This is a genomic window from Pseudomonas sp. Os17 (assembly GCF_001547895.1).
Taxonomy (GTDB): Bacteria; Pseudomonadota; Gammaproteobacteria; order Pseudomonadales; family Pseudomonadaceae; genus Aquipseudomonas.
In genome coordinates this window covers 3,075,491-3,095,725 of record NZ_AP014627.1, presented here as the reverse complement: position 1 = coordinate 3,095,725, position 20,235 = coordinate 3,075,491, and the positions used below count along the sequence as shown (strand labels likewise).

At 64.8% G+C, this 20,235-nt stretch carries 16 protein-coding genes; 11 read left to right on the top strand and 5 right to left on the bottom strand.

The annotated features are described in order from the left end of the window. Positions 1-349: 349 nt before the first annotated feature. The 4 genes from POS17_RS13990 (at position 350) to POS17_RS13975 (ending at position 5,829) form a co-directional block, all read left to right on the top strand. Positions 350-1,249 (top strand): bestrophin family protein, encoded by a 900-nt coding sequence (locus POS17_RS13990; protein ID WP_060839109.1) that lies wholly within the window; start codon positions 350-352, stop codon positions 1,247-1,249. A 74-nt stretch (positions 1,250-1,323) separates the two neighbouring features. Continuing rightward, positions 1,324-2,379: a HEAT repeat domain-containing protein gene (locus POS17_RS13985; RefSeq protein ID WP_060839108.1), complete on the top strand. Its 1,056-nt coding sequence runs from the start codon at positions 1,324-1,326 to the stop codon at positions 2,377-2,379. A 280-nt stretch (positions 2,380-2,659) separates the two neighbouring features. Then, positions 2,660-4,162 carry an ATPase domain-containing protein gene (locus POS17_RS13980; RefSeq protein WP_060839107.1) on the top strand — a complete coding sequence of 501 codons (1,503 nt, stop codon included), beginning with the start codon at positions 2,660-2,662 and terminating at the stop codon, positions 4,160-4,162. Continuing rightward, positions 4,159-5,829 (top strand): ATP-binding protein, encoded by a 1,671-nt coding sequence (locus POS17_RS13975; RefSeq protein WP_060839106.1) that lies wholly within the window; start codon positions 4,159-4,161, stop codon positions 5,827-5,829. Before POS17_RS13980 ends, POS17_RS13975 begins: the two co-directional genes overlap by 4 nt. Positions 5,830-5,837: 8 nt before the next feature. Here the strand turns inward: POS17_RS13975 and POS17_RS13970 are convergent, their stop codons facing one another. The 5 genes from POS17_RS13970 to POS17_RS13950 form a co-directional block, all read right to left on the bottom strand. Then, entirely contained in the window at positions 5,838-6,215 is a 378-nt protein-coding gene (locus tag POS17_RS13970) for a response regulator (RefSeq protein ID WP_060839105.1), read from the bottom strand. A 244-nt stretch (positions 6,216-6,459) separates the two neighbouring features. After that, positions 6,460-7,641: a hybrid sensor histidine kinase/response regulator gene (locus POS17_RS13965; RefSeq protein ID WP_060839104.1), complete on the bottom strand. Its 1,182-nt coding sequence runs from the start codon at positions 7,639-7,641 to the stop codon at positions 6,460-6,462. Beyond that, the gene (locus POS17_RS13960) at positions 7,635-8,240 is read right to left on the bottom strand and encodes a chemotaxis protein CheB (RefSeq protein WP_060839103.1); all 606 of its coding nucleotides are present in this window, start codon (positions 8,238-8,240) and stop codon (positions 7,635-7,637) included. Before POS17_RS13960 ends, POS17_RS13965 begins: the two co-directional genes overlap by 7 nt. After that, positions 8,237-9,052 (bottom strand): CheR family methyltransferase, encoded by an 816-nt coding sequence (locus POS17_RS13955; RefSeq protein WP_016964143.1) that lies wholly within the window; start codon positions 9,050-9,052, stop codon positions 8,237-8,239. Before POS17_RS13955 ends, POS17_RS13960 begins: the two co-directional genes overlap by 4 nt. Then, positions 9,052-12,546 (bottom strand): response regulator, encoded by a 3,495-nt coding sequence (locus tag POS17_RS13950; protein WP_060839102.1) that lies wholly within the window; start codon positions 12,544-12,546, stop codon positions 9,052-9,054. The genes POS17_RS13955 and POS17_RS13950 overlap by 1 nt, the downstream gene beginning before the upstream one ends. Positions 12,547-12,800: 254 nt before the next feature. On the opposite strand from POS17_RS13950, the gene POS17_RS13945 reads away from it, so the two are divergent. The 7 genes from POS17_RS13945 (at position 12,801) to efeO (POS17_RS13915) (ending at position 20,100) form a co-directional block, all read left to right on the top strand. Beyond that, positions 12,801-13,160 carry a response regulator gene (locus POS17_RS13945; protein WP_060839101.1) on the top strand — a complete coding sequence of 120 codons (360 nt, stop codon included), beginning with the start codon at positions 12,801-12,803 and terminating at the stop codon, positions 13,158-13,160. 68 nt (positions 13,161-13,228) lie between these two features. Further along, the gene (locus POS17_RS13940) at positions 13,229-14,527 is read left to right on the top strand and encodes a glycosyltransferase (RefSeq protein ID WP_060839100.1); all 1,299 of its coding nucleotides are present in this window, start codon (positions 13,229-13,231) and stop codon (positions 14,525-14,527) included. Positions 14,528-14,692: 165 nt separating this feature from the next. After that, complete coding sequence (locus POS17_RS13935) at positions 14,693-15,598, top strand: AraC family transcriptional regulator (RefSeq protein ID WP_060841937.1); 906 nt, start codon at positions 14,693-14,695, stop codon at positions 15,596-15,598. A 262-nt stretch (positions 15,599-15,860) separates the two neighbouring features. Continuing rightward, positions 15,861-16,709 carry an iron uptake transporter permease EfeU gene (efeU, locus tag POS17_RS13930; RefSeq protein WP_060839099.1) on the top strand — a complete coding sequence of 283 codons (849 nt, stop codon included), beginning with the start codon at positions 15,861-15,863 and terminating at the stop codon, positions 16,707-16,709. Positions 16,710-16,718: 9 nt separating this feature from the next. Then, positions 16,719-17,918 (top strand): iron uptake system protein EfeO, encoded by a 1,200-nt coding sequence (gene efeO / locus POS17_RS13925; RefSeq protein ID WP_060839098.1) that lies wholly within the window; start codon positions 16,719-16,721, stop codon positions 17,916-17,918. Between the two features lie 15 nt (positions 17,919-17,933). Further along, complete coding sequence (gene efeB / locus POS17_RS13920) at positions 17,934-19,244, top strand: iron uptake transporter deferrochelatase/peroxidase subunit (protein ID WP_060839097.1); 1,311 nt, start codon at positions 17,934-17,936, stop codon at positions 19,242-19,244. A gap of 31 nt (positions 19,245-19,275) precedes the next feature. Next, complete coding sequence (efeO, locus tag POS17_RS13915; protein ID WP_060839096.1) at positions 19,276-20,100, top strand: iron uptake system protein EfeO; 825 nt, start codon at positions 19,276-19,278, stop codon at positions 20,098-20,100. Positions 20,101-20,235: the final 135 nt, after the last annotated feature.

The window sequence follows — 20,235 nt, the reverse complement described above, 5'->3', positions numbered from 1 at the left end:
TCGGAAGGCCACTGAAGGTTCAGACGGCAATCGTCAGGCAAGCTCCTGCGGACCTTTTCGCAGCCTCGCCGAGGGCTCGACAGCGGCTACACAACGCCCTGTAGCCGCTGCCGCAGGCTGCGAACGGCCCGCAGGGACGCCAGGATCGGAAGGCCACTGAAGGTTCGGACGGCAATCGTCAGGCAAGGCCCTGCGGACCTTTTCGCAGCCTCGCCGCAGGCTCGGCAGCGGCTACAGGGTCGTTGGCCGATAGAGGCAGTCGATCATTCGGTCGATCGTTGCGATTGGACAGCCCTGCGGCGCGCTCCTACTCTTCACTCGCCGCGTAATCGCCCTGGCCTCAGCCCTCATGATCGTCCGCCCCAAGCCGAACCTGATCAGCATCCTCTTCGCCCTCAAGGGCTCGATCGCCAAGCGCATTGCCTTGCGCTGCGTGCTGATCACCCTGCTGGCCTCGGTCATCGTGCTGGTGGAAACCCTGCAACCCACTTACTTTTCCAAGGTCAACGCCACGCCCTTCACCCTGCTGGGGCTGTCGCTGTCGATCTTCATGAGCTTTCGCAACAACGCCTGCTACGACCGCTGGTGGGAAGGCCGCAAGCAGTTGGGCCAACTGATCATCGAGGTACGCTCGCTGATCCGTGAAAGCCTGGTCATCGACGGCCACCCCGAACGCGAGGGCCTGCTGCGCGACCTGTGCGGCTTCGCCCACAGCCTGATTGCCCGCCTGCGCCATGAAGACGAAGCCCGCGCCCTGCAACCCTGGGCCCAGGCCGGCCTCGACCCGCAGCACCCGAACCTCACCGATGCGCAGTTGCAACGCATCGGCCAGCGCTGCTCGCAGTGGGCGCAGCAGGGACTGATCAGCGAATGGCGCTACACCCAGATGGAAACCCGGCTGGTCAGCCTGAGCCTGGTCCAGGCCGCCTGCGAGCGGATCCAGAACACCCCGCTGCCCTTCCCCTACACCTTGCTGCTGCACCGCACCATCTACCTGTTCTGCATCCTCCTGCCGTTCGCCATGGCCGAGCCCCTGGGCTGGCTGACGCCGATCTTCACCGCCATCGTCAGCTACACCTTCCTGGGCCTCGACGAGATCGGCAACGACCTGGAAGACCCCTTCGGCTACGACGACAACGATCTGCCCTGCAACGCTCTATTGCGCGGCCTGGAGCGCGAAGTCCTGGCAGCCCTGGGGCAGCGCGAACTGCCGCCGCCGCTGGAACCGGTGGAATACGTGCTCAGCTGATTGCGGGTTTGACTCGGGCCGACTCCTGACCGAAGCTTGCGCCTTGCAAAAGTCGCCAGCTTCCGGATTCCCCCATGTCACTGCCCCGTCGCTACCTGCTGATCAGCCTGTCGCTCGTCATTGCCCTGGCCCTGGCCTGGAACTTCCTGCGCAGCAGTCCGCCGGTGATCCCCGAGGCCATCAAGCACGGCTATGGCCCGGCCCTGGAAAAAGCCCGCAACGGCCAGCCCGGCGCGGCCCGGGTGCTGTACCAGCAATTGGCGCGCCCCGACCTCAGCGACTCGCAGCGCATCCGTCTGCTGGCGGTGCTGCCCAACTACCCCAGCCCGCAAGCCCTGAAACTGGCGGACGCCGATCTGCACCACCCCTCGCCGCCCGTGCGCAAGGCCGCGATCAACAGCGTGCTGGGCCTGGTGCCCAGTGGCCAGCGCAGCCTGTTGCTGGGGCCGCTGCTGGACGATCACGAGCAAAGCGTGCGCTTTGCCGCGGTGGACGCTCTGTTGGGCCTGTCCCCGGATGATCAGGGCCTGTACTTCGGCCCGCTGCAGCAGGTGATCGACGAATACACCCAGGTGCTCAAGACCCAGGGGGACAATGTCGAAGCCCAGTACCAGCTGGCGCGCCTGTACCTGCACAACGCCGATCTGGTCAAGGCCCAGCAGACCCTGGAACAGGCCCTGCGCCTGGCGCCGGACAACCTGCAGGCGGTGGTGCTGCAGATCGAGGTGCTGGACAAGCAGGGCCAGAGCGATGCCGCCCGCCAGTTGCTGGCCAAGCAATTGCAGGCCCAGCAGGACTCGGCCTACCTGCAACACGCCCTGGGCCTCTGGCTGCTGCACCATGGCCAGGGCGAATTCGCCCTGCTGGGCCTATCCCGGGCCGTGGAACTGGAGCCCAACAACGCCGCCTATCGCTACGACCTGGCCACCACCCTGCACGGCCAGCAGGAGCAGGAGGCGGCGCAGAAGCAGCTGGAAGAAATCGTCCAGCGCCAGCCTTACAACCGCAAGGCGCGGGTGCTGCTGATCAACTACTGGAAAGAAAGCGGCCAGTTGCAGAACGTCCAGGTGCTGCTGGCCCAGCTGGAGCAGCAGAACCCCGACGACCCGGCCCTGCAACAGGGCCTGTAGCCGCTGCCGAGCCTGCGAGGCTGCGAAAAGGCCCGCAGGGCCTTCTGGCGATCCCCAGCCGAACCTTTGCCGCCCTTGAGCCCCCTGCGTCTGCTGCGTCTGCTGCGTCTGCTGCGTCTGCTGCGTCGGAATGCCGCCCAAGCCGTTCGCAGCCTGCGGCAGCGGCTACACAACAAAAGGTTGAACCGTGCCGACGGCAGGCGGTCAAGTGATTTATCGGCGATATCAAGGCGTTCGACGCCATCGCCGATCACCTGGACCCATTGTGCGAGGGCATTGTTTGTCGACCTCATGTGCGTTGCTCAGCGAAAAAGCCGCCACCGGCATCGAAGGCCTGGATGACATCCTCAACGGCGGATTGTCACGCAGCCATGTGTTTCTCCTGGAAGGCCAACCCGGCACCGGCAAGACCACCGTGGCCTTGCATTTCCTGCGCGCCGGCGCCGCAGCCGGTGAGCGCTGCCTCTACATCACCCTCTCGGAAACCGAACGCGAATTGCGCCAGGGCGCGGCCTCCCATGGCTGGCAGCTCGACGAGCACATTCACATCTTCGAGCTGATCCCGCCGGAAAGCCTGCTCAATGCCGAGCACCAGCAAAGCCTGCTGTACGCCTCGGACCTGGAGCTGGGGGAAGCCACCCGGCAGATCTTCGAAGTGGTGGAACGGGTCAAGCCGACCCGGGTGGTGCTCGACAGCCTCTCGGAAATCCGCCTGCTGGCCCAGAGCTCGCTGCGCTACCGGCGGCAGATCCTGGCGATCAAGCACTACTTCGTCCGCTATGACGCCACCGTGCTGCTCCTGGACGACCTGACCACCGAAGCCCTGGACAAGACCGTGCACAGCGTGGCCCACGGGGTGGTCCGCCTGGAGGAACTGACCCCCAGCTACGGCGCTGAACGCCGGCGCATCCGGGTGGTGAAGTACCGCGGCCAGAAGTACCGCGGCGGCTTCCACGACTTCACCATCATGGGCGACGGCGTGCATGTGTTCCCGCGCCTGGTGGCCGCCGAGCACCGCGCCCGCTACCCGCGCCAGACCCTGTCCAGCGGCATCGACGAGATGGACGCGCTGCTGGGGGGCGGCATCGAAACCGGCTCCAGCACCCTGATCCTCGGTCCGGCCGGCACCGGCAAATCGCTGATCTCGCTGATCTTCGCCGCCGCCGCGGTGGCCCGGGGGGAAAAGGCCGCGCTGTTCATCTTCGACGAAGAGCTGGGGCTGCTGTTTGAGCGCATGCGCAACATGGGCATCGACCTGCAGGCCCTGCAGGCCGGAGGCGATCTGGTGATCGAACAGGTGGACGCCGCCGAACTGTCGCCGGGCGAGCTGTCCCACCGGGTCCGGCGCTGCGTCGATCAGCAACGGATCAAGACCGTGGTGATCGACAGCATCAACGGCTATCAGGCGGCGATGCCCGAGGAAAACGCCCTGGTGCTGCACATGCACGAGTTGCTGCTGTACCTCAACCGCCAGGGAGCGGCGACCTTCATGACCGTGGCCCAGCATGGCCTGGTGGGCGACATGCAGACCCCAGTGGACATCACCTACCTGGCCGATACCGTGGTCCTGCTGCGCTACTTCGAGGCCTTGGGCAAGGTGCGCCGGGCCATTTCCATCATCAAGAAACGCACCGGCCGCCACGAGTCGACCATCCGCGAATACCGCATCGGCGAGCGCGGCCTGACCATCGGCGCCCCTCTGGAAGCCTTCCAGGGCGTGTTGCGCGGCGTGCCCAGCTACCAGGGCGAGAGCGCACCGCTGCTGCAGGATGAGGACACATGAGCCGGCCTCCGGCATTTTCCGAGCGCGCCCTGGTGCTGACACCCTACGGCCGCGACGGCCAGCTGGCGCAGATGATGCTCAACGAAGCCGGTTTCAGCAGCCTGATCACCCCGCACCTGGCAGCCCTGTGCGACGAGCTGGATCAGGGTGCCGGGCTGGCGATCATCGCCGCCGAAGCCTTGCGCGGGGCCGATCTGCAGCCCTTGCTGCGTTATCTGGAGCAGCAACCGGCCTGGTCCGACCTGCCCATCGTGCTGCTGACCCAGCACGGTGGCCCGGAGCAGAACCCGGCCTCGCGCCTGGGCGCGCCCCTGGGCAATGTCAGCTTTCTCGAACGGCCCTTCCATCCGGCGACCCTGATCAGCCTGGTCAGCGCCGCCCTGCGCGGACGCCGTCGGCAATACGAAGCCCGGGACCGGCTGATCGACCTGAGCCAGAGCGAACTGCGCCTGCAGCGCACCCTGGAAACCCTGGAGCAGCAGGTGCAAGAACGCACCGCGCAACTGCGGCACAACGAAGAGGCCCTGCGTCAGTCGCAGAAAATGGAAGCCGTGGGCCAGCTCACCGGCGGCATCGCCCATGACTTCAACAACATGCTCACCGGCATCATCGGCAGCCTGGAGCTGCTGCGCCGGCGCCTGGCCCGGGGCCGCACCGAGGACCTGGACAGCCTGATCGACCTCGGGGTGACTTCGGCCAACCGCGCTGCCGGCCTGACCCATCGCCTGCTGGCCTTTTCCCGGCGCCAGTCGCTGGATTCCAAGCCGGTGGAAATGAACGCCCTGGTGACCTCCATGGGCGAACTGCTGCAACGCAGCCTGAGCGAAAGCATCCAGCTGGACATGCGCCTGGACCCGCAGCTGTGGGTGGCCGAAGCCGACCCCAATCAACTGGAAAGCGCCCTGCTCAACCTGGTGCTCAATGCCCGGGACGCCATGCCCAACGGCGGCCGGCTGCTGGTGGAAACCCTCAACCAGCGCCTGGAAGCGGACTTTACCCAGGCCCACGACAACCTGGCGCCCGGGGAATATGTGCTGCTGCGGGTCAGTGACAATGGCTGCGGCATGCCCGAGGCGATCATCAACCGGGTGTTCGACCCTTTCTTCACCACCAAGCCCATCGGCCAGGGCACCGGGCTCGGGCTGTCGATGATCTATGGCTTCAGCAAGCAGTCAGGCGGCCACGTCACCCTCAACAGCACCCTGGGCCGCGGCACCGAGGTCAGCCTGTACCTGCCGCGCTTTCGGGGCGGCCTGGCGCAGGACGAACCGCCACCGGCGCAACAATCGGCGAGCGCGCAACAGGGCGAGACGGTGCTCATCGTCGAGGATGATTCGGCGGTGCGCGTACTGGTCAGCGCGGTGCTTGGCGAACTGGGCTACGCCTATCTCGAAGCCGGCGATGCCCGCAGCGCCATGCCGATTCTCGATTCGGCGCAACGTATCGACCTGCTGATCAGCGACGTGGGCCTGCCGGGCATGAACGGCCGGCAACTGGCGGAGATCGGGCGGCAGATCCGCCCGCAATTGAAGGTGCTGTTCATCACCGGCTACGCCGAGCACGCCGCCGCCCGTGGCGGCTTCCTCGATCCCGGCATGCAACTGATCACCAAGCCATTCACCTTCGACCTGCTGACCGCCAAGGTGCGGGAAATGATCGGCGACTGAGGCCCGGTTCAGGCCAGCAGTTGCTGGATCTGTTCCTGCAGGCTGTTGAGGTCGAACGGCTTGGCCAGAATCGGCGCCTTGCGGGTGATGGGGCTGGCGCATTCAAGGATTTCGTTGGGGTAGCCGCTGATGAAAATCACCTTGAGGTCCGGGCGCAGCTTCACCGCCGGCTCGGCGATCATCACCCCGGTAATCCCGCCCGGCAGACGGTAATCGGTGATCATCACGTCCAGGTGCGGCTTGCTGGCGAGGATCTCGAACGCCTGCTCGCCATTCTCGGCCTGCAGAACCCGATAGCCCAGGCCCGACAGGTAGTCGGCCAGAAGCATCAGGATCACCGGTTCATCTTCGACGATCAGTACGACGTCTTGTGCATCTTCACTCATGGAAAACCTTTGCTGGGTCAATTGCTGCAAGGGGCTGTTGATGTTTGGTGACCGACTGCGTTGCCGGGCCGCGTTTCTCGGAGCGTATCTGGAACAACCAAACCGCGCTCCTCGCGCCCTGCCCTGTGCTCAGTGGGTCACCGTCGTGGCAGGTCACCAAACGTCAGCAGCCCCTTCGACCATTGGGTCACACAGAGGTTGCGTAAGCATTACGCTTTTAGTCACTGGCCGGTCGTCCGACCGTCTACAAGGGCAGGCTGACGCGAAACCGCGCGCCCTGGCCCAAGCGACTCTCGACCGTGATGGTGCCGCCGTGGGCGGTGACGATCTGTTCGGAAATAAACAGCCCAAGCCCGAGGCCCGCCGCCACATGGCTGGCGCTGACCCGCTCGAACTGCTGAAAAATGCGTTTCTGGTTGTCCTCGCTGATGCCGATGCCATGGTCCCGCACCTCGACCCGGGCCTCGCCGTCCTCGGCATAGACCCTGACTTCGATGGGGCTCTTGGCCCCGTATCGCAGGGCGTTGGTCAGCAGGTTGGAGATCACCTGCTCGATACGGAACTCGTCCCATTGGCCTTCCAGGGGCTGCTCGGCCTGCAGCGTCAGGGACGACTGCGCCGCTTCCACCTGGGGCGCGAAATTCTCCACCAGCCCGCGCACCAGTTGCGCCAGGTCGAACCGGGATGGCCGGATCGACAGCTTGCCGGTACGAATCCGTGAAATGTCCAGCATGTCCTCGATCAGGCGGATCAGGCTTTTGATCTGCCGCTCGTCGCGATCGACCATGGCGTGCATCTTGTCCAGGCTGAAGGCCGCGGCGTTCTCCCGGGCCAGGTGCATCTTGCGCAGCTGGGTTTCCAGGATCAGGCCATTGAGGGGCGTGCGCACCTCGTGGGCGACGATGGACATGAAGTCATCGCGCATGCGCACCGCCTGCTCCAGCTCGTTCTGGGTGGCCTGGAGCTTGTTGAGCAGAGCCTCCTGTTCGCGCCGGCTCTGCTCCAGGGCCTCGACCTGCTGCTTCATGGCCTTGCTCTGGCGGTACAGGTCGACGAAGACATTGACCTTGCTCTTGACCGCATGGATGTCCAGGGGCTTGTGCAGGAAGTCCACCGCCCCGCTCTCGTACCCCTTGAACGCATAGTTGAGTTCACGCCCGGCGGCGCTGACGAAAACGATGGGAATGTTCTTGGTCTTCTCGGTGCCGCGCATCAGTTCGGCCAGCTCGAAGCCGTTCATGCCGGGCATCTGCACATCGAGAATGGCCATGGCGAATTCGTGCTGGAGCAGCAATGACAAGGCTTCGTCGGCCGACAGCGCCTTGTACACCGTGCGGTCCTCGCGCTTGATCAGCGCTTCCAGGGCCAGCAGGTTCTCCGGCAGATCGTCGACGATCAGCAGCTTGGCTTGAATATTACTTAACATGCGATTCGTTCCAGCTCGGCGAGCAGATGGCTGATGCCGCGCAAAGGGAGGATGTGGTCCGGTTGCTGCAGGGCCAGGGCTGCTTCCGGCATGGTGGGGACACGGGCTTCGCCGGGGTCCTGGACGATGGTCAACCCGCCCTGGCGCTTGACCTCGACCAGGCCCTGGGCGCCGTCCTGATTGGCCCCGGTCAGCAGCACCGCCACGAGGTGCTCGCCGTAGGCGTCGGCGGCGGACTCGAACAGGTAATCGATGGCCGGCCGCGAGTGATGCAGGCGCTCCTCCTGGCTCAGGGACAGGGTGCGGTCCTGCTCCACCGACAGGTGATAACCGGGGGCGGCAAAGTACAGGGTGCCCGCAACGATCGCTTCCTTGTCGTCGGCCTCCTTCACCCTCAGCGCCAGGCGCCGGTCGAAGACGTCGGCCAATTGGCTGCGACGCTCGTCGGGCAGGTGCAGGACCACGATCACCGGCAGGCTGAAACTGGCGCTGAACTCATTGAACAGGCTCAACAAGGCCTCGACGCCCCCCGCGGAGGCGCCTACCACGACAGCCTCGATCCGAGGCCGGCGATGCGGCGCGACACTTTCCTGGCTCATGTCTTGCGGTAGATCCGTTCTTGTTTGACCAAGGGTTCGAAATGCTTGCCATAGGCGGAAAATTCCAGGGTTTCCTTGCTGCCCAGCACCAGGAAACCACGGTGGCAGAGCGACTCATGGAACAGCCCAAAGGCCCGATCCTGCAACTTTTTATTGAAGTAAATCAATACGTTACGACACGAAATTAATTGAGTTTCGGAGAAGACGCTGTCGGTCGCCAGGCTGTGATCGGCAAAGGTCACGTTCTCGCGCAGGGTCTTGTCGAAGATCGCGTAGTCGTAGGCGGCGGTGTAGTAGTCGGCAAAGGAGCGCTGGCCACCGGCCTGCTGGTAGTTGTGGGTGTAGGCCCGCACGTTCTCCAGGGAGAAGATGCCCTGCTTGGCCTTCTCCAGGGAGCTGGGGTTGATGTCGGTGGCGTAGATGATGGTGCGTTCCAGCAGCCCCTCTTCGCGCAGCAGGATGGCCATGGAGTAGACCTCCTCGCCGGTGCTGCAGCCAGCGATCCAGATCTTGATCGACGGGTAGGTCTTGAGCAGCGGCACCACCTCCTGGCGGATCGCCAGGAAGTGCGACGGATCGCGAAACATCTCGCTCACCGGAATGGTCAGGAACTGCAGCAGTTGCATGAACGCGGTCGGGTCGTGCAGCACCCGTTCCTGCAACGCGGAAATGGTCTTGCACTCGAACTGACGCAGGGCATGGTTGACCCGGCGCTTGATCGAAGCGCCGGAATAGTCGCGGAAGTCGTAGCTGTATTTCAGGTAGATAGCTTCGATCAGCAAACGCAGTTCGATCTCGGTATTACGCTCCACTAAATTCTTTCCATCTTCGGTAGCCACACGCGGATAAGGGAAAACAGCCGGTCAAGGTCGATGGGCTTGGCCAGGTAATCGTTGGAACCGGCCTGAAGGCAGCGCTCCTGGTCGTCCTTCATGGCCTTGGCGGTCACGGCGATGATCGGCAGCTTGCGCCAGCGCGGGTCCTTGCGGATCTGCACCGTGGCTTCAAAACCGTCCATCTCCGGCATCATCACGTCCATCAGCACCAGGTCGATATCCTCCACCTCGTTGAGGCGGGCAATGGCTTCATGGCCGTTGCGCCCGATCACCACCACCGCGCCCTTGTGTTCCAGGGCGCTGGTCAGGGCGAAGATGTTGCGCACGTCATCGTCCACCAGAAGAATCTTGCGCCCCTCGAACACCTTGTCGCGGCTGCGGGCGGTCTTGAGCATCTTTTGCCGCTCATGGGACAACTGGGATTCGACTTTGTGCAGAAAAAGCGTCACTTCATCCAGCAGGCGCTCCGGCGAGCGGGCGCCCTTGATGATGATCGAGCGCGAATACTTGCGCAGCTCGGCCTCTTCGTCCCGGGTCAGGTTGCGCCCGGTATAGACGATCACCGGCGGGAAGGAGCAGATGTCCTCGGTGGACATGCGCTTGAGCAGGTCGTTGCCGAGCATGTCCGGCAACTTGAGGTCGATGACCATGCAGTCGTAGACGTTCTCGCGCAGCAGGTCCAGGGCATCCTGGGCCAGGCCCACGGCGGTGATCTCGATGTCGTCGTCACCGATCAGGCGGGCAATGCTGTCGCGCTGCAGATCGTCGTCCTCCACCAGCAGCACGCGCTTGACCTTCTGGGTCAGCTTGGCTTCGAGGCGGGCGAACACGTCCTTGAGCTCCTCGCGGGTGGTGGGTTTCACCGCGTAGCCCACGGCGCCCATGTGCATGGCCGCTTCCACCCGGTCTTCCACCGAAATCACGTGCACCGGGATGTGCCGGGTCTGGGGGTGCTCCTTGAGCCGCTGCAGCACCGTGAGCCCGGAATGGTCGGGCAGGCGCATGTCCAGCAGGATCGCATCGGGGACGAACTGCTCCGCCAGGCTGAAGCCTTCGTCGGCGCCGTGGGCCACCAGGCAGTGATACCCCAGCTCGTGAGCCAGATCGAAGAGGATGTGCGCGAATTCGAGCTCGTCCTCCACCACCAGGATGCAGCGGCCGCTGAACGGTGCCTTGTCCCGATCATCGGCGAACCGCGGGATCTCGGCCGCCGGTGCCTCTACCGGCGTCGGCGCCATGCTCGCCGGCTGCACCGGTGCTGCCGGCAACAGCGCCGGCGGGGCCACGATCAACGGCTGCGCCGCCTCGTTGTAGTGCTCCGGCAGCACCAGGGTGAAGATGCTGCCACGCCCCGGCTCGCTGCTGACGCTGATGGAGCCGCCCAGCAAGGTGGCCAGATCCCGGGAGATCGACAGCCCCAGGCCGGTGCCGCCATAGCGCCGGCTGGTGGTGCCGTCGGCCTGGCGGAAGGCTTCGAAGATGCTCTCCTGCTGGTCCCGGGCAATGCCGATGCCGGAATCCTGCACGGCAAAGGCGATGCCCGTGCCGGGCTGTGCGTAAACGCTCAGGCTGACCTGGCCCTGCTCGGTGAACTTGATCGCATTGGACAGCAGGTTCTTGAGAATCTGCTCGACCCGCTGGCGGTCGGTGAACAACATCTGCGGCACCCCGGGCTGCAGTTGCACCCGGAATTCCAGGCCCTTGTCCACGGTCAACGGCTGGAACAGGTTGCGCAAACCGTCCACCAGGCGCGGCACGCTGGCGTTTTCCGGACGCACTTCCAGCTTGCCGGCCTCGACCTTGGAAATGTCGAGGATGTCGTTGATCAGGTTCAGCAGGTCATTGCCGGCGGAGTAGATCGATTCGGCGAACTTGACCTGCTCGGCACTGAGGTTCTCCTGGGGGTTTTCCGCCAGCAGCTTGGCCAGGATCAACGAGCTGTTGAGGGGCGTGCGCAACTCGTGGGACATGTTGGCGAGGAATTCGGACTTGTACCGGCTGGAACGCTGCAACTCCTCGGCGCGCTCTTCGAGCTGGGTCTGCGCCTCGTTCAACTCGTTGTTCTTGCGGTCCATGGCGTCGCGCTGCTCAGCGAGGATCTGCGCCTGTTCGGCCAGGCGTTCGTTGGTCTGCTCCAGCTCCACCTGCTGGGTTTCCAGGTGCACCTGGGATTCCTTGAGAATCCGCGACTGCTCCTCCAGCTCTTCGTTGGCGGTCTTCAACTCTTCCTGCTGCACCTGCAGCTCTTCGTTGAGCTGCTGGGTTTCGGCCAGCACTTCCTGCAGGCGCTGGCGATAGCGCGCGGCCTCGATGGAGGTGCCGATATTGCCGGCAATCAGCTCCAGCAACTCGACATCGCGTTCGCTCAAGGCCCGCAGGAAGCCCAGCTCGATCACGCCGTTGACCCGATCGTCATCCCGGGTCGGCACCACCAGCACGCTGTGCGGCGCGCCTTCGCCCAGGCCGGAACTGACCTTGAAATAATCCGCCGGCACGTTGTCCAGGCGGATCAGGCGCTTGTGCTGCGCGGCCTGCCCCACCAGGCCTTCATCGCCATACAGCGACTGCTCCTGCTGCTCCTGCTCCCGGGAGAAGCCGTAGGACGCCACGCGCTTGAGGCCGCCGTGGTCTTCGCGCACATACAGCGCCGCCACCGGCGTCCCCAGGTACTGGGCACAGAAGTGCAGGATGTTGCGCCCCAACAGGTTCAGGCTCAGTTGCCCGAGCATCTGCTCGGCCAGCTCGGTCTGGCCGTTGCGCAGCCAGGCTTGCTGCTCCAGGCGACGCGCGCTCTGGTCCTGGGCCTCGAGGTTGTCGCTGTAGCTTTTCGACAGCGCCAGCAGGTCGCGCCGGCCGATGTAGGCCAGCAGGCCACTGATGCCCACCACGAACAGCAGGTACAGGATCACGCTGAAAATGGTCGTGCGACTGACGTCTTCATTGCGCTCCAGGCGCAGTTGCTGCTCCATGGTCACCGCGTCGTCGTATTCCTTGCGGATCTCGTCGGTCAGGCGCTTGCCGCGGCCGGCCTGTACCGCGCCACGGTAGTCGCCGTTCTGCCGACGCAGCTCGATCATGCCCTGGGCGAAGTTGTTCCACTCGGTCTGCAGGGCTTCCAGGCGCTTGAGCCGATCCACCTGCTGCGGGTTGTCCTTCACCAGTTCCTGGAGGCTGCGCAGCTCGCTGACGATGCGCGGCTTGGCCACTTCATAGGGATCGAGAAAGTGCTCGTCGCCGGTGATCAGAAAACCGCGCATGCCGGTTTCCAGGTCAATGGTCAGGCGCGCCGCCTCGTTGATGTTATTGATCACCCGGTCAGTGTGCTGCACCCACTGGATCACCGAGAGCAGGTAGGTGATCAGGGACACGAAAAAAACCGCGCTGAGCACGCCCACACCCAGGGGCAGGCTGATGTTGCGGGTCAGCAGCTTGCGAAAACTCTGTTCATCAATCGAAGTCGGACGAATCATTTGATGGACCTGGACGCCGGTAAAAAAAACGAAGTTTGCCCCACATTCGGCCATTGCAGCTATTTTTTATAACCTGTGGGTTCACAACTGCAATTGAAGCTGCGCTGGGACAAAGGAAGCGGTTATTCTTGCCGACGCTTGTACAAGAGCATTTTTTTGTACAGCTTCGGGAACTTGTGGCCAGCTGCCACTTACTGATGCACAGGGCCGCCTGTCACGCCGCCCCACCGAATTCATTTCTTGAGAGTGTCCCTATGCCCGCCAGCGCTACCACCATCCTAGTCGTCGAAGACGATGCCATCGTGCGCATGTTGATTGTCGATGTTCTCGAAGAGCTCGAATTCAATGTCCTGGAAGCCGATGGCAGCGACGCCGCGCTGCACCTGCTGGAAGAGACGGGGCAAGGCATCGACCTGCTGATGACCGATGTCGGCCTGCCCGGCATGAACGGCCGCGAACTGGCCGAACGGGCCCGGCAGTTGCGCCCGCAATTGCCGGTACTGTTCGCCAGCGGTTACGCCGAATCCATCGAGGTGCCGGCCGGCATGGCGGTGATCGGCAAGCCCTTCTCTATCGATCAGTTGCGGGACAAGGTGCGCAGCATCCTCGGCTGATCCGGTGGCGGCCGGCTGTGGTTTAATGGCGACCTTTTTTTGCCCCCGCCTGCCAGGAATGCCCGCTCATGAGTCCCACCGCCGCAACCAAAGTCCTGATCATTGGTTACGTCTGGCCAGAACCCCGCTCCTCCGCCGCCGGCGGGCACATGATGCAGATCCTCCAGAGCTTTCTCGATCAGGGGTGGGAGCTGACCTTCAGCAGCCCGGCCAACGAGGGCGAGCACAAGGAGGACCTGGCGGCGCTGGGCATCCGCGAGTGCCCGATCGAACTCAACAACAGCAGTTTCGACCGCTTCGTCGCCGAACTGGCGCCGGATATCGTGCTGTTCGACCAGTTCATGATGGAAGAGCAGTTCGGCTGGCGCGTCGAGCAGCACTGCCCGAATGCCCTGCGGGTCCTGGAAACCTCGGACCTGCAATGCCTGCGCCACGCCCGCCACCAGCGACTCAAGGATCAGCTCAAGGCCGGCGCCGACGAGGATGACTTCAGCGCCCTGTTCCGCCGGGCGCCGCTGGAAGAATTTCGCCACATGGCCGACACCGACCTGGCCAAGCGCGAGATCGCCGCCATCTACCGCTGCGACCTGAGCCTGATGATCTCCGAAGTGGAGATCGACCTGCTGGTGCAGCAGTTCCGCCTGCCCCCGGCCTTGCTGCACTGGTGCCCACTGATGCTGGACCGGTTGCCGGGCCAGTTCCCGCCCTTTGAACAGCGGGCGCACTTCCTCAGCATCGGCAATTTCCGTCACGCGCCGAACTGGGACGCCGTGCTGTGGATGAAGAACCGCGTGTGGCCGCTGATCCGCCAGCAACTGCCCGGCGCGCAACTGCACCTGTATGGCGCCTACACCCCGCCCAAGGCCGCGGCTCTGCACAACCCGGCCCAGGGCTTTCACATCATGAACTGGGCCGAAGACGCGCTGCAGGTGATGAGCGCGGCGCGGATCTGCCTGGCGCCCCTGCGTTTCGGCGCTGGGATCAAGGGCAAGCTGCTGGACGCCATGCTCTGCGGCACCCCCAGCGTGACCACCCCGGTGGGCAGCGAATCCATGTCCCAGGACGACCTGCCGTGGCCCGGGGCGGTGGCCGAATCCGCCAGCGCCCTGGCCTCGGCGGCGGTGCGCCTGTATCAGGATCAGGCCCTGTGGAACCAGGCCCAGGCCGCGGGCGCGCGCCTGCTGGAGGCACGCTACCGCCGGCAGATTCACGGCCCGGCGCTGATCCAGCGCCTGCAGCAGTGCCGCCAGCACCTGGAACAGCTGCGCCGCGACAACTTCACCGGCGCCATGCTGCGCCACCATCATCACAAGAGCACCCAATACATGGCGCAGTGGATCGAGGCGAAGAACCGCCCCGCCTCCTGACCCCGGCGCCCTCGCAGGAGCTGCGGGAGGTTGCAGGGGCCGGCGAATAGGGTCGCAAAGGCGTTGAATGGGTGGGTGCCTTCGCTGGCCAGCCAGTTCCTGCTGGTGCACGGGAAGGCCGCGAGGCATTATCGGGCGGGCCAACAACAAGAACTGTCTCCCGCCATGAGCCGACCCGGCAAGATCACCGACCCTTCCTATGAATTGATGGACGACCACAACGGCCTGTCGATCATCTATCGCCAGCACGGCTTCCCCAGCCCACTGGTGCGCTGGCATTTCCACAAGGAGTACGAGCTGCACCTGATCGTCGCCAGCGCCGGCAAGGTGTTCATCGGTGACTACATCGGCAACTTCTATCCGCACACCCTGTTCCTCACCGGCCCCAACCTGCCCCACAACTGGATCAGCCAGGTGGCCGAGGACGAAGTGGTGCCCAAGCGCGACATGCTGGTGAACTTCACCGACGAACTCTTCGACAGCGGCAGCCAGATCTTCAGCGAACTGAAGAACCTCAGTCCCCTGCTGGAGCGGGCCCAGTACGGCATCGAGTTCCGCTGCCCGCAGACCATCGCCCAGGCCATGCCGCTAATGCAGCGTATCGCCGACTCCAGCGGCATCACCCGGCTCGGCCACTTCTTCATCCTCATGGAACTGCTGGCGGCCTGCGACGACTACCAGTTGCTGTCCAGCGCCACCCGCGGGCAACTGGCGGATGAACACAGCGTCGACCGCACCAACCGCGCGGTGGACTACATCTTTGCCCACTACGCCCGGGAACTGCCCCTGGAGGAAGTCGCCGAGTACCTGGGGATGAAAGCCAGCTACTTCTCCCGAGTGTTCAAGCAAGCCACCGGCCGCTGCTTCATCGAGTTCGTCAATCGCCTGCGCATCAGCAAGTCCTGCGAACTGCTGGCCGCTGGCGACAAACCGGTGACCGACGTGTGCTTCGAATCGGGCTTCAACAACATCTCCAACTTCAACCGACGCTTCCAGCAGCTCAAGGGCATGACCCCTTCCCATTACCGGCGCCTGGCGGTGCAACGCCTGACCGAACAGAACCGCGGCTGAGCCGCCTACGCCAAAACCTGCATCTCCCTCCCCCGTAGGCGCCGGCTGACCAGCGACTGCGCCAGCCCCTTCAACCTCTCTCTCGCGCCTCTCTGCGCCGGCCAGCCGGCCCATGCCGGGTGGGGGATGGGCGCCAAACCCCGCCGTAGAAGTAAACAAATCTCGTTCAGCTCAGGTTCAGCGGATGCCAATCATCTTCATTTAGCAATGAGTATCATTATGTTACAAATTAGCTCCCTACCCATTGCCCCGCCGGTGCTGAATGCTCGTTCCATTTCTGATCATGCTGCGCGAAGGGATTGAAGCCGCGCTTATCGTTGGCATCATCGCCAGTTACCTGAAACAGACCGGCCGCGGCCAGTGGATGCCCGCGGTGTGGATCGGGGTGTTTCTCGCCGCGGCCCTGGCCCTGCTGGTGGGCGGCGGCCTGGAGCTGATGAGCGCCGAGTTCCCGCAGAAACAGCAGGAACTGTTCGAAGGCATCGTCGGCCTGGTGGCCGTGGGCATCCTCAGCTCCATGGTGTTCTGGATGCGCAAGGTGGCCCGCTCCATCAAGCACTCCCTGCAGGTGTCCCTGGACCAGGCCCTGGCCGGCTCCCGGCATCAGGTCATGGCCCTGATCGCCATGGTGTTCTTCGCCGTTGCCCGGGAAGGCCTGGAAACCGTGTTCTTCCTGCTGGCGGTGTTCCAGCAGAGCGAAGGACCTGGCGCGCCCATCGGCGCCCTGCTGGGCCTGATCGGGGCAATCATCGTCGGTTGGCTGATCTACACCGGCAGCATGCGCCTGAACCTCGGGGCGTTCTTCCGCTGGACCGGGCTGTTCATCCTGGTGGTGGCCGCCGGCATCCTCGCCAACTCGGTACAGGCCCTGCACGAAGCCGGAATCTGGAACCACTGGCAGACCGTGCTCTTCGACTTCAGCGCCAGCCTGCCCATGGACAGCCCGCTGGGCTCGGTGCTGGCCGGCATGTTCGGTTACCAGGACGCGCCCACCCTCAGCACCCTCGGCGCCTATGGGCTGTACCTGGCGGTGACCCTGGTGCTGTTCTTCCTGCCCGCCGGCAGCGCGGCCAAGGCGCCCGCCCCGACCTCTTCCGTTTCCCGTCAGTAAGGCTCCCCCATGACCCAGCAAGCCTCTCCCCAGGCCTCGCCCCCTCGCGCCTTGCGCTGGGCGGTTGCCGGCTCGGTGATCGTGATGATCGCCGCCGGCGGGCTGTTCTATTACGCCGCGCAACTGGCCGCCGACAAGCGTCAGGCGCACCAGGGCGAAATCACCCTGACCATCCACCCCAAGGGCTGTGAGCCCAACGCCCTGACCGTTGCGGCCGGGCGTGCCAGCTTTCGCATCGTCAACCGCTCCGAGCGCGCCGTGGAATGGGAAATCCTCGACGGCGTGCTGGTGGTCGAGGAGCGGGAGAACATCGCTCCGGGCCTGAGCCAGGTGATCAACGCCAACCTGCAACCGGGTGACTACGCCATGACCTGCGGACTGTTGAGCAACCCGCGGGGCACCTTGCACGTGACGGCCACCGCCGAGTCCGACGCCCAGGCCAAGGCCGGCCCCTCGCTGCTGGCCTTTGTCGGGCCGCTGTCGGAGTTCCGGGTCTACCTCAGTGTTTCCGGCAGCGCCCTGGTCAAGGCGGTGAGCGCCTTGCAGCAAGCCATCGACGCCGGCGACCTGAAGCAGGCCCAGGCCCTGTACCTGCCGGCCCGGGCCGCCTATCAGCGTCTGGCGCCGGCGGCCCAGCGCCTGGCCGAGCTGGACAACGCCATCAACGCCCGCGCCGACTACTTCGAGCAGCGCGAACAGGACCCGGGCTTTCGCGGCTTCCATCGCCTGGAATACGGCCTGTTCGAGCAACGCGACCTGGCCGGCCTGGCCCCGGTGGCGCAAGGCCTGTCCAGCGATGTGGCCCGCCTCAAGGAGCAGTTGCTGGCCCAGACCCTGGCGCCGCAACAGCTGGTCGGCGTGGTGGCGCGCAACATCCGCAGCCTGGCCGAGCAGCGAGCCGGCAGCGGTGAAGAGGAGCGCTACAGCCACAGCGACCTCAACGGTTTTGCCGCCAACCTGGACACCACGCGCAAGGTCGTCGACCTGCTGCGTCCCTTGCTGAGCAAATCCGCCGCCCCCTTGCTGAACCAGGTGGACGGCGCCACCCAGGCCCTGGCGGCCCGCCTCGACAGCCTGCGCCAAGGGTTTGGCTATGTGGACTACGACCAGGTCAGCGCTGCACAACGCCAAGAGATCACCGACAAGGCCAAGGCCCTGGCCGACGCCCTCGACGCCATCGACCCCGCACTCGGCCTTTCCGGCCTGTAACCAGACGAGCCTTCCATGAACGATTCAGATCAAGCCAACCCCTCCTTCAGCGCCCAACGCCGGCGCGTACTGCTGGGCATGGGCGCCGCCGGCGTGGCCCTGGCCGGCAGCAGCCTGAGCTGTCCGGCCATGGCCGCCGCGCCGGCCCAGGTCGCCGAAGCCCCGAGCAGTGACCGGACCCTGGACCGTCACGATTTCCACGGCCGGCACCAGAGCGGCATCGTCACCCCACGTCCGGCAGCCGGCATGCTGGTGTCCTTCGATGTCCTGGCCCGCGACCGCGACGAGCTGGAGCGGCTGTTCCGCACCCTCAATGAGCGCATCGCCTTTCTCATGAGCGGCGGCCCGGTGACCCAGGTCGACCCGAAACTGCCGCCCCTGGACTCCGGCATCCTCGGCCCGGTGGTGACCCCGGACAACCTGACCATCACCGTCTCGGTGGGCGCCTCGCTGTTCGACGAGCGCTTCGGCCTGGCCGCCGCCAAGCCCAAGCGCCTGATACGCATGGCGGGATTCCCCAACGACGCCCTGGAGCCGGCCTGCTGCCACGGCGACCTGAGCCTGCAGTTCTGCGCCAACACCGCCGACACCAACATCCACGCCCTGCGCGACATCGTGAAAAACCTGCCCGACCTGCTGCTGGTGCGCTGGAAACAGGAAGGCAGCGTGCCGCCCCAGGCCCCGGCCAAACCCGGCGAACCGGCGCAGAGCGCACGCAATTTCCTGGGCTTTCGCGATGGTTCGGCCAACCCCGATTCCAATGACCCACAGGCCATGCAGCAGATCGTCTGGGTCCAGCCCGGCAGCGACGAACCGGCCTGGGCGGCCCATGGCAGCTACCAGGCGGTGCGGATCATCCGCAACTTCGTCGAGCGCTGGGACCGCACCCCGCTGCAAGAGCAGCAAAGCATCATCGGCCGGATCAAGACCACGGGCGCGCCCATGGACGGCCAGAAGGAAAGCCAGGTGCCCGACTACGACAAGGATCCCCACGGCAAGCTCACCAAGCTCGACGCCCACATCCGCCTGGCCAACCCGCGTACCGCGCAGACCCGGCAGAACCTGATCCTGCGCCGGCCGTTCAACTACTCCAACGGCGTCAACAAGAACGGTCAGCTGGACATGGGCCTGCTGTTCATCTGCTACCAGGCCGACCTGGAGAAAGGCTTCATCGCGGTACAGACCCGCCTCAACGGCGAACCCCTGGAGGAGTACCTCAAGCCCACCGGCGGCGGTTACTTCTTCACCTTGCCGGGGGTCACCGGCGCCGAGGATTTCATCGGCCGCTCGCTGCTCGATGCCACCCGAGCGACAACCACGGCCTGACACCCCAACACCACCCCCACGGAAACGTCCCATGAAAAAGTCGCCTCTCGCTGTGTTGCTGACCCTTGGCTTGCTCCACGCTCCGCTGTCGGCGTTCGCCGCCACCGCGCCCCTGGAACTGGTGGGGCCAATCTCCGACTACAAGATCTACGTCACCGCACAGCTCGACGAGCTGGCCAGCCATACCCAGCAGTTCACCGACGCGGTGAAACAGGGCGACCTGGCCACCGCCCGCAAGCTCTACGCGCCGACCCGGGTCTACTACGAATCGATCGAACCGATCGCCGAACTCTTCAGTGACCTCGACGCCGCCATCGACTCCCGGGTCGACGACCACGAGCAAGGCGTCAAGGCCGAAGACTTCACCGGCTTCCACCGCCTGGAATACTCGCTGTTCGCGGAAAACAGCACCGCCGGCCTGGGCGCGCTGGCCGAGCGCCTGAACAAGGACGTCAAGGACCTGCAGACCCGTGTCGCCGGCCTGACCTTCCCGCCGGAAAAGGTCGTGGGAGGCGCCGCCGCGCTGCTGGAAGAAGTGGCCGCGACCAAGATCTCCGGCGAGGAAGACCGCTACAGCCATACCGACCTCTACGACTTCCAGGGCAACATCGACGGCGCGAAGAAAATCGTCGATCTGTTCCGCGGCCAGATCGCCAGGCAGGACCAGGCCTTTGTCGCCAAGGTGGACAAGAACTTCGCCACGGTGAACAGCATCCTGGCCAAGTACAAAACCGCCGACGGCGGCTTCATGACCTACGACAAGGTCAAGGAAAGCGACCGCAAGGCCCTGGTGGGCCCGGTCAACACCCTGGCCGAAGACCTCTCGACCCTGCGCGGCAAACTGGGCCTGAACTGAGCTCGCCGCCCAGGCGCCAACACCGGTGGCTCATCGCAACACTCGTAGCAGTGGGCTTGCCGGCGAAAGCGACCTTGAGTCCAACCCCCGTCTCAAGGCCCTCTTCGCCAGCCGATCCCGGGCCAACCACAGCAT